Origin of the sequence: Paenibacillus sp. Soil522 (assembly GCF_001428245.1) — a bacterium.
Classification (GTDB): Bacteria; Bacillota; Bacilli; order Paenibacillales; family Paenibacillaceae; genus Pristimantibacillus.
The window spans coordinates 52108-64920 of record NZ_LMRV01000058.1 but is presented as its reverse complement, the minus strand read 5'-3'; the positions used below and the strand labels follow the sequence as shown (position 1 = coordinate 64920).

Genomic DNA, 12813 nt, shown 5'->3' with positions numbered 1-12813 from the left:
CTTCCCTTCGTCATAGCCTTTGCTCCCCCTTTATAGGCCTTTAAGCTGCTATGACTATTATACTTCTTCACCCAGTCCGTTAGCTGTGTTCTGCTCGCRATYTTGTATTTATCAATGATATCGTACTGGGATAATTCCCCCTCAAGGTAATCCAATACCGCTTGAAGCTTAAGTTCTGCGGAATAGCTGCGGTTTTCCGTTTGGACCTCTAATCCTTCAAAACCATAGACTTCATACTGGCGTCGCATTTCACCAAGGTTGTCTTGGAAATCCCATATTTATAAGCAACGGCCATGACGCTAAGTTCACCACTATCGATTTCTTCGATAATGGCGAGTTTCTCCTTCGCGTTATATTGAACTCTAGACATGAAAATACTCCCCTCATAGCAGCAGGTTTTATTATTTCACCTGTCTACTATTTGGGGAGCATATCACCTGACGAAACAGCCTCTTGTTTTAGCGTTATCTGCTGATCGTTAAATCACCCGCTACCTGCCAATTCACAAAATACAAAAACTCTTCAAGCGTTTTGTCTGGTGCATCCGGCCGGTCAGCGAAATTTTTCGCTCCGCTGCATTGATTCGGGCTCGTTAAATAACGGTCTCCCTCATAATGCCGGTGAGGCCCATAGCTGTTATACGTACTAGGCACGGTTGGCCTTTTCTTAACTGCTTACGCCCGGTCTTTGCCTTCCTCAAGCCACAGGATCGAGGTAACGCCGCGCGGATAATACTTGCTGCCCGTAATTTTGCCGGAGATGATCTGGTCGCTCCAGCTCCAAATCGACAGCTCGGGATGCGTCAGCCACTTCACATGGGCCTCATCTGCCAGATGACCGCTTTCATCCCAAACCATGCCGAGAAGCTCGCGCGCAACGAACTGGCATAAATAGATTTTACTCAACCAGCTGTTATTGCTCGTAGATGACAATTTCCAGCCTCCATCTTCAAATAAGCAAATGCCGGGACGCAATACATAGCGAAGATGCGTATTCAAAGCCTCCAAGTATGCGCCAAACCGCCCATTCGGCTCCAGCGCTGCGAGGTTCCCCGTTACGTAAGGAAAAATAAGTCCTTCGATAGCCGGGATGATTTTGGAATCGTTATTCTCAGCAATAACCGCCGGTATATAACCTTCACCCGTCATTTGGCTGGCGATCGTCGACGCGCACTTCTCCGCTTGGCTGCCTGCTGCTGCAGCAAGGCCTTCCCGGCCGTTCTCCAGCAATATTCGCTCCAGCGCAATATAGGCAGCCCAGCACTTCCCGGCCAAATAAATATTGTTCCGCGCTTGCCCCAGCGATACGTCCAAGCTGTCATAGGTCGTAATTTCTGCGCCGCCCATTGTCCGCGAGCTGTCGAGGCCCATGATGCCGTTGCGGCTTTGCGGATCTGCATCATCACGGTTCAGCATGCTGCTCAGGCATTTCTCGAATACGTCTAAATTTGCCGCAAGCCACTCCCCGTCGGCCGTTTTCTCGTAATAAGCGGCCCCGCAAAGCACCCAGTTCACCAGCTGCTCATGCGTCATATGCGAGAAACAGCCGTCAAGGCCGTACAGCTCGTAGGCGGAATAGCCCGAACGAGAAACTGCATTTGCAACGCCCATGTCATGGGTAAAGCTAATGCCGCCAGGGTATTCTGCCCCATCGCCTGGCTTACGGAGCGTGTCCTCATAGCTGAACCGTTTTACGAACATGTCCAGCTCATTCTTTACCGTCCACGGGTTCATTTTCAGCTCATAGAACAGCTGGTCCACCGTCAAGTCGAACGTATTCATCATCCGGTATTCACCTTCATTGACGATCCAGAACGGTTTCCCTTCATAATCAAGAAGCTGCGTGTTGCCGTAATAGCTGCGGATCGAATGAATAAGCATAAACTTTTGGTTCTCGGACAAGCGGTCCTGCTCGGCCAGCGCACCATCTTGAACGGCCTCTGCCGTCAGCCGGTCAAAATGAGTTAATCCGTAATCGGCCACCGCTTCGACGTTCGGGAAGTAGCGTGTATAGAAATAAGAAGCGTCAATGCCTGTCGTTACATAGCCGCCTTTATAGAAGCAAATAACAAACCGGTACGTTTTGCATGCTCCGGGCTCCGTATCCATCACGAGGGAGCAGACTGGCCCGAGACCGAAGGTCCAGTTTTCTTGCAGCCCGGCAGTGAGAATATCCTCCATGCTGAAATGCTGCGCGGACATGACTGCTTTATCGTCAGATACAACCGCAAGCTGTCGTCCCTGGCCAATCCCCGCTCTGCCGCTTGTATCATCTATTCGGCGCATGGCGCTGTAAGGATCGCTTCCTTGGAACCCGAAGAACGCCCGCCGCTTCCTGTCCGACCGCGAATTGTCCACAGTCAGCTCGGCGAATACGGCTGGAATGAGCGTATCCTTGAGCTCACTCTCAGTAGCAATATTCGGATCGGGAACGGAGCGGACCTGCGAATAAATGCGGAAGGTTAAATCGCCTGCCTGCCAAGTGTCCGTCGTCAGCCGGAAATCACGATGAATGGCATGCTGCGGCAGTGGATGGAGAAGCTTCGGCTTGTTCTGGTTCGGATCGGGATTCTCAATATCGTACCGTTTGCTTTCATCCTCTTCTTGGACATCGTGAAATGGCAATGTATCATAGCCTGTCCCGTCCAAACGTTCGAGGCCAATATATAGATTCTCCTTCGGCGGCTTTGCCAGTTCAATGTCGAAGCCTCCTGAAGCGCCTGGAAATCCGAGAGTAAAGCTTGAGAAAGCACCGATCGGGGAATGATGGGCGTTAAAAAACTGGTTTCTTGTCATGACAGATCCAACTCCTTAATAAGTTTCATCCCTTTCCATCTTACTGCCGCAGCTCCTCCCCAAACAGGGTCATAACGGACCTTTATTTGTACAAAACGGCACAAGCCGCGCGAAGAGGATATGCTATACTGTACTCATTCTATTAAGCGAGGAATTTACGATGAGAAACCATCTTCCCTTCGGCCGGGAAAACAGCATTCAGGAGCTCATGACACCCGATTTGCAGTTTGCCTTCCAAATTGTAGCGGCGCATAAACGTACCGTTAATGAGCAGTGGAGCTACCCCGAGCATCATCACACCATGTTTGAGCTCAACATGGTCTTGGAGGGAGAGCAGACCATGCATGCGGAGAGCTCTTCCTTTGTGCAGCATGCAGGGGATATCCTATTCATTCCGCCCGGCGTCATGCATAGAAGCGACGGTTCGTCAGGCAAAGAGAAGATGACTTACTTTTGTCTGCATTTCGATATTGACGACCTCACGCTTCGCAGGAGCCTGATGAGCATGCAGACGACCTTGCTGCTGGCCGGCAGTCCCTCATCAGCTGCCATCCGAAATACGCTGAAGCGATTAATCCAATCATTGCAATATGCCGAGACCGGTCTGCAGCGGGACAAGCTGGCTTTTTTGAGCGATACCTTCCTGATGCTTTCCGCTCTCACGAATTGGACAATCGAAGAAGGGACGGGAGAGCTGCACGGAAAAGAGGCATCGGAGAATGAAGTATCGCTCGCTGCAACGATGGAACGGGAGCTGCGGAGCGCATCCGCAGCCGACCGCTCGCTCGAAGAGAGGATCGGCATCGAAAAAATGGCCGCCCGTCTCGGCTACAGCCCTGCCTATTGCAAACGGGTGTTTCAGCGCGTCTACGGCATGTCCCCCCGTCAATATTTAACCGGACTCATCATTCGCCAAGCGAAGCTGCTGCTGATCAATACGGAGCTTACAATCGAAGACATCGCTTATCAGCTCGGCTATCGCGATATCTCGCAATTCAGCAAGCAGTTTAAGCGCTGGATGAATCTGTCTCCGGCGGCATTTCGCAAGCTGACGAAATAACATGCACAAGGGACGCCGGCAGAAGCTGGCGTCCCTTGTCACTATTAATTGACTTTAATGCTGAATACGACAGGAGCAGAGCTTTGAACCTTCGATGTCGTAATGATTAAAGCTTCTTCCGTTCTCTCCCATACCGGTTTTTCATCGAATCCCAGCACGCTAATATCTTCAATAATTGCGTGGAAGTGATGCGATTTTTCACTAAGCGACTTAATTTTAACGACTCCGTCATCCGGAAACAGAAGAACAGTTACATAGAGCTGGCTTCCCTTCACGGTGAAGCGGATATCCTCGCTCGTATAGGCCTTCGTTACGCCATCCGTAAATTGGCCTTCCTTAATCTTCGTAGGGCCCTCGCCCGACGTCCGCCAGAAGGTCGTATCATAGATCGCTTCGCCATTCACTTTAAGCCAGTCGCCGATTTCAAGCAAAATTTGCTTATCCTGCTCAGGAATCGTTCCATCTGCTTTCGGTCCTACATTAAGCAGCAGGCTGCCGTTTTTACTGACGATATCGACCAGATCCCGAATGATCTCAACCGATGTTTTATATTCATTATCCGCTGTATAACACCATGAATTTTTTGCAACAGCGGTATCCGTCTGCCAAAAATACGGCTTCATATCGGCAAACTGGCCTCTTTCAACGTCTGGAACAGCGGTACCGAACTGAAAGGCATCATGCTTGTAGTTGATGGCAACCGCGATTCCCCACTCCGCTGCCTTATTATAATAATACGCTGCAAACTTTTTGAGATAGGGCTTGAAGGCTGCCGTTTGAATCCACCAATCAAAATAAAAAACATGAGGCTTATACTGATCAACAAGCTCGCAGCAGCGAATTAACCAATCCTCCAAGTATAGCTGGTTCGGAGGGGAGCCATACAGATCCTGATGGTCAGGCTCTGGCATGGCCGGCCAATAAAAGTCGCCTTGCACGAGCGGCTCCTTAATATCGGAATCAAACTCCTTGCCATGCGACATGAAAAACCAATGCTCGGCACGGTGGGAGGAAACACATAAGGTCAGCTGCCGCTTTTCAAACGCCTCTTTCATTTCGCCAAGCAAATCTCGTTTAGGCCCCATCTCATAAGCGTTAAACGGGGAAATACCGCTTTTGTACATTTGAAATCCGTCATGATGCTCAGCAACAGGCATAATATATTTGGCGCCCGCCCGCACGAAAAGCTCTGCCCATTCATCTGCGCTAAAGCGCTCCGCCTGAAACATCGGGATAAAGTCCTTGTAGCCAAAGTCCTTATGCTCCCCGTACACGGCTATATGATGCTTATATGCTTTTGAATCCTTGATGTACATATTTCTGGAATACCATTCACTGTCGAATGCCGGAACGGAATATAAGCCCCAGTGGATAAAAATACCGAATTTCGCTTTTTTATACCAGCCCGGAACCTGATACTCGCTAAGTGAATCCCAGTTATCCTTAAACCTTCCTTTGGCAATCGTATCGTCAATAACCTTCAAATATGCACTTGCATCCATGATCGTCATCATCCCTTCGCACTGTAATGCCTATGTACATTCTAGCGGTGAAATCATGGAATAAACATGCAGAAAGCTATCTTTCTATTGGACAAAAATAACCTTCTCAGTCTAATCGCTTTCCTAATGAAAACAAAAAAAGACGCTCTCCTCCTGTACAGGCTGTCTTAATAGACAACAGCCTCACGGAAGAAAAGCATCTGTTTCATTTATCTATTTATATTTCAGGACGACAACGTCCGCTTCAGCCAATCGTAAGACAGCCGCCCGCTTATTTCATGAGCACCGGGAAACACATCCTGTGCCAGCTTATCCCCTGCGCCTTCAGCGTCATAGATCGCCTGAATTTCCGCGGCAGCCTTGCGAAAGCCTGCCACTGGAAAGATCGGATCATTCTCGCCTGATTCGAGAAATAACGGACGCGGAGCAATGAGTCCGATCAGCTCCGGCAGCTCGGCATACGCGAGCAACCCCGGCGTGTAGTTATCGATGCAATGATGGACAGCAAAAATGCTGTCCTTGAACGTGTTCGTGAACCCCGTCAGTACCGTCGCGTTTATTCTGGCCTCCAGCACAGCGGCTGCAAAGCCAATCAAGCCGCCGCCCGAGAAGCCCATAAGTCCGATCCGGTTCGCATCGGCCTCCGGCCGCCCGGCCAAATAATTAAAAGCCTTTAACGCTTCCGTTACGCGCAGGCCGGTAAGTGTCTTGCCGAGCATCATCAGCTGCGTCGACAGATTGTAGCAGGAGCTTGGCACATCCGGATTTAGCGCGAGATCCGCGAGAAGTCTGCGCTCGCCGAAGCCGATGACATCCGGTGCGATAACGACCATTCCCCGCTTTACCAGCTGCACCGCAAAATGCTGGTGTATGCCCGGCTCTGCTTCGTCAGGCGAACCATCCTTCAGCAGGCCGACAATTTCCCGGCTGCCGTAGCCATGACCGTGAAGCGCCAGCACGCCGGGAAGCGGCCCCTTCGCGTCATGAGGGATAAGCACATAAGCGGCAAAGGTCAAATCCGGCGTAGCCGATAGCTCCACCCGCTCGCGGATATATCCTTCGCATTCTACGCGTTCCAGCAATTTAGGAGCATGTGCGGGATTAGGCTCGAAATGGCCGATCGCCTCGCGCAGCGCTGCCTTCAGCTTCGGTCTCCGCTCATTCCGAAGCTCCAGCATGGCTTGACTGCGATGCCGGCTAACCGCTTCGTCATACAGCTTCTCTAAATAAGAATCCCCGTTCCACATCGTTGTCACTCCCGCCTCGTCTTTAGATTTACTGCATAAATATACGCGATAGCAGCGCCTTCCTCCAGAAAATCAAGCTTAACGCTCCTCTCACGCGCCTGCTCATTCGTAATGCAGCCGATAAACCATTCCTCAATCATATCAGAAGACCGATTGCATCGGACTATAGGCGCGATAACGGACATCGCTCTCTTAAATTGACCCTCAGCTCATTGTACCGGTCCCGAACCTGATCCCGCTCTCCGTAAACAGGCCGCCACTGCTCGTCCTTCGATTCAAAGTGATCCCTGCCTTACATCATTTCATTTTATTCACTGTGAATAAATGACAGTACCACTTTATTAAATGCTTCCGGCGTTTCCATATTCTGCATATGCCCGGATTGCGGTAAATAAACGGTTATGGCTTGCGGCATTAATTCGGCCAAGCGCGCTGAAGATTTACGGCTTCCGTCGGAATCTTCTTCGCCAATGAGGACGAGCAGAGGAATCCCCGTGCTGTTCCTGCTCAGCAAAGCGATGAGAGATGGACCTACAAGAGGCCATCTTCGCTCGTATAGCGGCTGCCAAGCCGACCATTCCTTGATCATGGTCCACAGCTCCGTTTTGATAGCATCCCGATTCGGACCGCAGCTGCCAAGCAATCCTTGGAACCATTCCTGCTTGAAAAGGGTTATATTCACATCATTTTTAGGCGCCGGATTCCCGCTTTGCACTTCTTCCGTAAAGGGAATCCACTGCGCATCCTCCGACACATACAATCCGGAGCTTGCAGCCGATACGGACAATACCTTCTCCGGATATAAAGCCATATAATCCACCGCAACCATCGAGCCCAGCGATAAGCCGATCAAATGCACCTTAGACAATTCGAGCCTTTGTATGAGCTGCGCCAAATCATCTACGTGGCGAAAAAAACGGCGGGGATCCGGCATCGCCGATTTGCCATACCCTCGCAAATCATAGCGAATGACGCGATAATGCTGCGCAAGCGCCTCTATTTGCGAATCCCACATTCTCAAATCGAAGGAGTGGGCATGCAGCAGGATAACCGTCTCGCCCGAGCCGCTCTCCTCGTAATAAAGCTGCGTTCCATTAATAGCTAATACACCCGCGTTATGTTTCATTCCAATTCCCCTTTTAAAAAGCTTATAACCCAATGCCTTCGGATGGAATGCTGTTTTTTAATGAATAATGTCCTTTTTTTAAGAAAACGGACTATGATGGGGTTCATTATAGTTCACTTGCCGTATCGAGATGCATAAATTCCAAGTAAAACAAAAAAACTTCATCGCGAGATGAAGGAATCGTCGCGATGAAGCTTCAAAGTGGAAGTGCCGTTGCTTTAAGAAAACCGATCTGGCGAGAAGGATTGATTGTAAGCGGACGTCTGCTTGTCCTCGATATAATCTGCTGCCAGCTTGGCGGTTGCCGGACTGAGCAAAATGCCGTTGCGGTAATGTCCGACAGCAAGCACGACACGGCTCGATTCCGCTATCCGCCCTATTAAGGGAAATCCATCCTGCGTAGCGGGACGAAGGCCGGCCCAGCTGTGAAACGGCGTTTTGTCCGCCAAAAACGGAAACAGCTGCTTATTCCAATTTTTCAGCCGCCCGATTCCTTTCTCCGTGACCGTCGTATCATAGCCGGCAACGTCCTCCGACGCGCCGCATACGAGCGTCGAGTTTGCTTTGCCTACCAAATAGCCCTGATTGCAGAAAACCATATGCGAAACGGGCTGCGCCTCTACTTCATAAGCGCAAATTTGTCCGCGAATAGGATAAACCGGAATGTTCATATGGAATGTCTCTGCAAGCTGCTGCGCCCAGGCGCCGGAGCAAATCAACAGCTGATCGCCGTTAAAAAAACGCCCGTCCGCCGCGCGGACGACAGCCTCGCGCTGCCATTCGACGATTTCAAGCTCATCCAAATGCTCATAGATTTGTACGCCGATATTTCTGCACGCCTGCTCAAGCGCGCTCACGTAATGGGGAGCATAAATATGGCTTTCCTCCGGCGTATATAAGGCTGCCTGAGCATCCCGCGTGAGCAGCGGCTCCCTGCTAAAGAGCGCGTCTCCCTCCAATATGCTGCCGGAAGAGCCGTATTGCCGCTGCCATAGCAGCCTGCCCTCCAGCGCCAGCAAATCAGCCTCATGATAGGCGATATAGAGACTGCCGGAGCTTGTATACTCGAAGTCCTGCTTAGAAACTTGCCTGATCGTCTGCTGCCATTCCGGATATAGATGCAGGCTTTCCAAGCAAAGCTGGAAAAAATCATCCGGCCCTTCTACATTTTCAGAATAAGGGGCGAGCATCCCGGCAGCAGCGCCGGAAGCCTGACCGCCGCAGCGCTTTGTTTCGAGAACAGTGACCTGACAGCCCCGGCTCTGCAGTTCAAAGGCGCATGATAAGCCGATAATGCCTCCGCCCATAACCATGATTTTCTCTCTCGTCACCGTTCCATCTCTCCCGTAAATCAGGTTATTTCAATTTGAATTGCTCAAGACCGCTGCTTGCCGAAGCGTAACGCTTCTTCGTAATTCTGCCCGATAAATAGGAAAGCCGCCCGGCTTCAATAGCGAGGCTCATCGCCTTCGCCATCCTTACCGGATCCTTCGCCTTCGCTACCGGCGTATTCATCAGCACGCCGCTTACCCCAAGCTCCATCGCCTGTGTTACATCGCTTGCAGAGCCAAGACCGGCATCGACAATGATCGGAACCCCGGCCTCCTCGACGATTAGTCCGAGATTGTACGGATTAAGGATGCCAAGACCTGTGCCGATCGGCGCCGCTCCCGGCATGACGGCTGCCGCTCCCGCTTCCTCAAGCCGCTTGCAGATGACAGGGTCATCCGACGTATAAGGAAGCACCGTAAAACCTTCCTTAACTAATATTTCCGTAGCCTTCAGCGTTTCGATCGGGTCCGGCAGCAGCGTCCGTTCATTTACGCTAATCTCGACCTTAATCCAATCGCTGAGTCCTGAAGCACGCGCCAAGCGGGCGATACGAACGGCCTCGTCTGCTGTCCGCGCACCCGATGTATTCGGAAGATAGATATACTTGTCATCCTCCAAATGCTGAAGGATCGAATCGTCCTCCGTAGAAGCCAAATTAATCCGCCTGATCGCGAACGTCAGCACCTGCGCCCCCGAAGCCTTGATCGCTTCCTTCTGGACGAACGGGTTAGGAAACAGTCCTGTACCGATAAAAAAACGGGAAGAAAGCGTGTGGCCGCCAATTTGTAAAACATCTGTTTTCATACAATCAGCCCCCTCCTACAAAATGAACCAATTCAATACGCATATTCGGATGAACAGGCGTGTCTGCCCATTGCTCCGCAGTCAGCACCTGGCCGTCCGCTTCCGCCACAACCGGCTTGCCCGTAAGTCCCAGCCGTTCAATGACGTCTTGAATCGTATTTACTTGATCCAGCTGCTGCTGTTCACCGTTGATGATAAGCTCCATAAGATCACTTTCCTCTCTCCAGCTTCCTGATGAACGCTTCGCAGGTACCCTTCACGTCCGCGCTGCCTACGATTTCGCTAACCGCGCATATCCTGCTTGCCCCTGCTTCGATGACTTCATCGACATTGTGCAGCTTGATGCCGCCGATCGCTACGAATGGAATTTTCACAGCTTGTGCGACCTCACGGACATAAGCAATCGTTACCGGATCAACAACGTCCACTTTAGTAGCCGTTGGATAGATGGGGCCTACGCCAATATAATCCGCTCCCTGCTGCTCAGCGAGCAGCGCTTCCTCAAGCGCATGGGTAGAAATACCGATTATTTTGCTGCCGACAATTTTTCGGGCTTCCGACAGCGGTACATCCCCTTGGCCCAAATGAATGCCGTCCGCATCCGCTTCCATCGCAATATCGATATAATCGTTGACGATGAAGGTTACTCCGTATTTTCTGGTCAGCTCTCTAAGCGCTTTAGCCTTGGCCAGCACCTCAGCTTTATCGCTCGTTTTGTCGCGCAGCTGAATAATATCCACGCCGCCCTTGATCGCTTCCTCCATCACTTCAATAAGATTCCGTCCCGGATGGAATTGCTCACCTGTTATCGCGTATAAACGAAAATCTTTCATCTCTCATCAAACCTCCGTTTTAAAGCCCGATATAACGGGCGTATAAAGTTTTGGCGCGTACGAAATCATCGGTACCCTGCACGAGCACACGCCCATCCGCGAACAGCACGAGCCGCTCGCCCTCGGGCAGCTCAGCTTTAAGAAGAAACGGATTCAAATTCACCTTTACCGCTACCGGTTCCAGCCGCTGCCGCCAGACTTCAAGATCAAGCGTTCCGCTGCCCGCAATTTGGATCGTTTCCCGACCGCATAAGGATAGCACGGTGTTCTCCCCGCTCAAATCAAGAGCCGGGTACTGCTTCAGCTGACAGCACGGACAGCTCTTGTCCGGTTCGCCCAGCTTCATCTCATAGTATTGATTTTGCCAAAGATCAAACGTGACTAAGCTTTTTCTTCTTTGCTTATCGTCATCCACCAAATATTTGAGCGCTTCAACCGCCTGATAGGAGCCGACCATATCAACAACCGGCGCAATCACTCCGATCATATCGCAGGTTTGACCGCCGGCATCCCCTGTTTTTATGAAACAGCGCAAGCAGGGCGTCTCGCCGGGAACGAAGATCGCGCTCATGCCCCGCGAGCTGACAGCGCCGCCGTACGTAAACGGAATTCCAAGCTTGAAACAAGCGTCGTTTAACAGAAAGCGGGTATGGAAATTGTCCGTGCCGTCCAGCACCAGATCCATTCCTTCGAGCAATGCTTCGATATTATGGGCGGTTACGTCGGCAACGATCGCTTCCAAGCGAACGGAGGAATTAATTTTTTTAAGCTTCTTCTCGGCTGCTACGACCTTCGGATATACATGCTGTACATCCTCCTCATCGTAAAGCATTTGCCGCTGCAAATTGCTTTTTTCCACATAATCTCGATCTACAAACCGTACGTGTCCAACTCCTGCGCGCACCATATGGTTAGCCAGCACCGTTCCCAGCGCTCCCATCCCTACGATACAGACCGCGCTGTCTATCAGCTTACGCTGTCCTGCCTCGCCAATCGGCGCAAAAAGCATTTGTCTTGAATATCTTTCCTCCATTTGCCGCTCCTTTCCGCGCGCTTGTTCGCTTATTTATAGGTTGCGGAAGGCATCCTCCGCCTTGATTTCTTTCTTCAATTGACCGTGCTCAGTCAGCCAGCTGATCACCGATCTCCACGATTCCTCGGATTGTGAGCCAAACGTCTCCGAACCCGCATCCATCAGCGGCAGCAGCGTGTCCAGGCTTTGCTTCTCGATTGCTGCATCAAGCGGGAAATTTGCATCTTGTTTTTCAAGCAGCGTATTCAATGCTTTATCCGGGTTATTAACAGTGTATTGCTGGCCTTTGGCAGCCGCCTCGATAAATTTCTTAATGGCTGCATTTTTGCTTTCAAGCCCCGTCTCGCTTGCGGTAAGCACAAGCTCATAATAATCGGGAACGCCGTAAACGGAAGGATCAAACGATGAGAGCTTCACGCCCTCCTTCTCGAGCAGCGGCTTCTCATGATTAACATAGCCGCCGATAATCGCATCGACCTTGCCCGTCATCATCGCCGGAATGAGATCCCAGCCAATGTCTACGTAATTAAGCTTGGATGAATCTCCGCCATCGGACTCCACCATCGTGTTGACAATAAGCTGATCGAGCGGAATGGACGGATAGCCGATTTTTTTGCCGATCAGATCCTTCGGGCTTTGAATGCCCGCCGCTTCAAGCGTCATTAGGCGATTAAGCGGATGACGCACAATAGACGCCACCGAAACTACCGGAATATCCTCGGCGCGGGATATCGCAACCTGCATCTGATAGCTGAGCGCGAGATCCGCTTTGCCGGTTGCCACTAATTTTAACGCATCATTCGTATCCGCGGGCGTTTTCAAATTTACCTTCAAGCCTGCTTCTTTAAAATACCCCTGCTCCTCCGCCGCATAAAGGAAGGAGTGTACGGCATTCGGATACCAGTCGAGCAGCACCGTAAGCTCCGTCTCGGCTTCCTTGCTGTTATTTGTATCCGCTGCTTGCTGCTTGGAGCCGCAGCCCGCCATCATCGTCAGAACTAGTACAAGAGCGACTGCTAACATCAAATTCTTTTTCCAATTTTGTAAGCTCATTTGTTTGTTATTCCTCTCTTATTTGCAT

General features: G+C 50.9%; 15 protein-coding genes and 1 pseudogene. 1 reads left to right on the top strand and 15 read right to left on the bottom strand.

Annotated elements, in window-relative coordinates; genetic code table 11:
- The 4 genes from ASG81_RS32910 to ASG81_RS19785 form a co-directional block, all read right to left on the bottom strand.
- A partial coding sequence (locus ASG81_RS32910) for a transposase (protein ID WP_235548938.1) occupies positions 1-248 on the bottom strand: 248 nt, incomplete at its 3' end.
- Positions 209-370, bottom strand: a complete 162-nt coding sequence (locus ASG81_RS30045) for a hypothetical protein (protein WP_081417450.1) — start codon at positions 368-370, stop codon at positions 209-211. The genes ASG81_RS32910 and ASG81_RS30045, both read right to left, overlap by 40 nt.
- A gap of 94 nt (positions 371-464) precedes the next feature.
- A complete protein-coding gene (locus ASG81_RS19790) occupies positions 465-653 on the bottom strand; it encodes a hypothetical protein (protein WP_056638116.1) in 189 nt (62 codons plus the stop codon).
- Positions 654-674: 21 nt separating this feature from the next.
- The gene (locus ASG81_RS19785; RefSeq protein WP_056638113.1) at positions 675-2795 is read right to left on the bottom strand and encodes a glycoside hydrolase family 52 protein; all 2121 of its coding nucleotides are present in this window, start codon (positions 2793-2795) and stop codon (positions 675-677) included.
- A gap of 160 nt (positions 2796-2955) precedes the next feature.
- Here ASG81_RS19785 and ASG81_RS19780 point away from each other — a divergent pair, with 160 nt between their 5' ends.
- On the top strand, positions 2956-3855 hold the full coding sequence (locus ASG81_RS19780; RefSeq protein WP_056638110.1) for an AraC family transcriptional regulator: 900 nt from the start codon (positions 2956-2958) through the stop codon (positions 3853-3855).
- Positions 3856-3899: 44 nt separating this feature from the next.
- Here the strand turns inward: ASG81_RS19780 and ASG81_RS19775 are convergent, their stop codons facing one another.
- The 11 genes and pseudogenes from ASG81_RS19775 to ASG81_RS19730 all read right to left on the bottom strand — a co-directional run bounded on the left by ASG81_RS19775 (position 3900) and on the right by ASG81_RS19730 (position 12785).
- Positions 3900-5357 carry an alpha-L-fucosidase gene (locus ASG81_RS19775; RefSeq protein WP_056638107.1) on the bottom strand — a complete coding sequence of 486 codons (1458 nt, stop codon included), beginning with the start codon at positions 5355-5357 and terminating at the stop codon, positions 3900-3902.
- 224 nt (positions 5358-5581) lie between these two features.
- Positions 5582-6604 (bottom strand): dienelactone hydrolase family protein, encoded by a 1023-nt coding sequence (locus ASG81_RS19770; protein ID WP_056638103.1) that lies wholly within the window; start codon positions 6602-6604, stop codon positions 5582-5584.
- Between the two features lie 5 nt (positions 6605-6609).
- Positions 6610-6744: a glycoside hydrolase family 97 C-terminal domain-containing protein gene (locus tag ASG81_RS19765; protein ID WP_200961552.1), complete on the bottom strand. Its 135-nt coding sequence runs from the start codon at positions 6742-6744 to the stop codon at positions 6610-6612.
- Positions 6745-6767: 23 nt separating this feature from the next.
- Positions 6768-6872, bottom strand: a pseudogene (locus ASG81_RS34060) (hypothetical protein); the annotation flags it as partial.
- 39 nt (positions 6873-6911) lie between these two features.
- Positions 6912-7730 carry an alpha/beta fold hydrolase gene (locus ASG81_RS19760; RefSeq protein WP_056638096.1) on the bottom strand — a complete coding sequence of 273 codons (819 nt, stop codon included), beginning with the start codon at positions 7728-7730 and terminating at the stop codon, positions 6912-6914.
- Between the two features lie 218 nt (positions 7731-7948).
- Complete coding sequence (thiO, locus tag ASG81_RS19755; RefSeq protein WP_056638130.1) at positions 7949-9043, bottom strand: glycine oxidase ThiO; 1095 nt, start codon at positions 9041-9043, stop codon at positions 7949-7951.
- A gap of 43 nt (positions 9044-9086) precedes the next feature.
- On the bottom strand, positions 9087-9866 hold the full coding sequence (locus ASG81_RS19750) for a thiazole synthase (protein WP_056638093.1): 780 nt from the start codon (positions 9864-9866) through the stop codon (positions 9087-9089).
- 4 nt (positions 9867-9870) lie between these two features.
- A complete protein-coding gene (thiS, locus tag ASG81_RS19745; RefSeq protein ID WP_056638090.1) occupies positions 9871-10071 on the bottom strand; it encodes a sulfur carrier protein ThiS in 201 nt (66 codons plus the stop codon).
- Between the two features lie 4 nt (positions 10072-10075).
- Entirely contained in the window at positions 10076-10699 is a 624-nt protein-coding gene (thiE, locus tag ASG81_RS19740; protein ID WP_056638087.1) for a thiamine phosphate synthase, read from the bottom strand.
- A 19-nt stretch (positions 10700-10718) separates the two neighbouring features.
- Positions 10719-11732 (bottom strand): ThiF family adenylyltransferase, encoded by a 1014-nt coding sequence (locus tag ASG81_RS19735; protein WP_056638084.1) that lies wholly within the window; start codon positions 11730-11732, stop codon positions 10719-10721.
- A gap of 33 nt (positions 11733-11765) precedes the next feature.
- On the bottom strand, positions 11766-12785 hold the full coding sequence (locus ASG81_RS19730; RefSeq protein WP_081417449.1) for an ABC transporter substrate-binding protein: 1020 nt from the start codon (positions 12783-12785) through the stop codon (positions 11766-11768).
- Positions 12786-12813: the final 28 nt, after the last annotated feature.

Coding starts and splice junctions, on each gene's coding strand:
- ASG81_RS30045 (WP_081417450.1), bottom strand. CDS start 370: ATGTCTAGAGTTCAATATAACGCGAAGGAGAAACTCGCCATTATCGAA.
- ASG81_RS19785 (WP_056638113.1), bottom strand. CDS start 2,795: ATGACAAGAAACCAGTTTTTTAACGCCCATCATTCCCCGATCGGTGCT.
- ASG81_RS19780 (WP_056638110.1), top strand. CDS start 2,956: ATGAGAAACCATCTTCCCTTCGGCCGGGAAAACAGCATTCAGGAGCTC.
- ASG81_RS19775 (WP_056638107.1), bottom strand. CDS start 5,357: ATGGATGCAAGTGCATATTTGAAGGTTATTGACGATACGATTGCCAAA.
- ASG81_RS19770 (WP_056638103.1), bottom strand. CDS start 6,604: ATGTGGAACGGGGATTCTTATTTAGAGAAGCTGTATGACGAAGCGGTT.
- ASG81_RS19765 (WP_200961552.1), bottom strand. CDS start 6,744: ATGATTGAGGAATGGTTTATCGGCTGCATTACGAATGAGCAGGCGCGT.
- ASG81_RS19760 (WP_056638096.1), bottom strand. CDS start 7,730: ATGAAACATAACGCGGGTGTATTAGCTATTAATGGAACGCAGCTTTAT.
- thiO (WP_056638130.1), bottom strand. CDS start 9,043: ATGGTTATGGGCGGAGGCATTATCGGCTTATCATGCGCCTTTGAACTG.
- ASG81_RS19750 (WP_056638093.1), bottom strand. CDS start 9,866: ATGAAAACAGATGTTTTACAAATTGGCGGCCACACGCTTTCTTCCCGT.
- thiS (WP_056638090.1), bottom strand. CDS start 10,071: ATGGAGCTTATCATCAACGGTGAACAGCAGCAGCTGGATCAAGTAAAT.
- thiE (WP_056638087.1), bottom strand. CDS start 10,699: ATGAAAGATTTTCGTTTATACGCGATAACAGGTGAGCAATTCCATCCG.
- ASG81_RS19735 (WP_056638084.1), bottom strand. CDS start 11,732: ATGGAGGAAAGATATTCAAGACAAATGCTTTTTGCGCCGATTGGCGAG.
- ASG81_RS19730 (WP_081417449.1), bottom strand. CDS start 12,785: ATGAGCTTACAAAATTGGAAAAAGAATTTGATGTTAGCAGTCGCTCTT.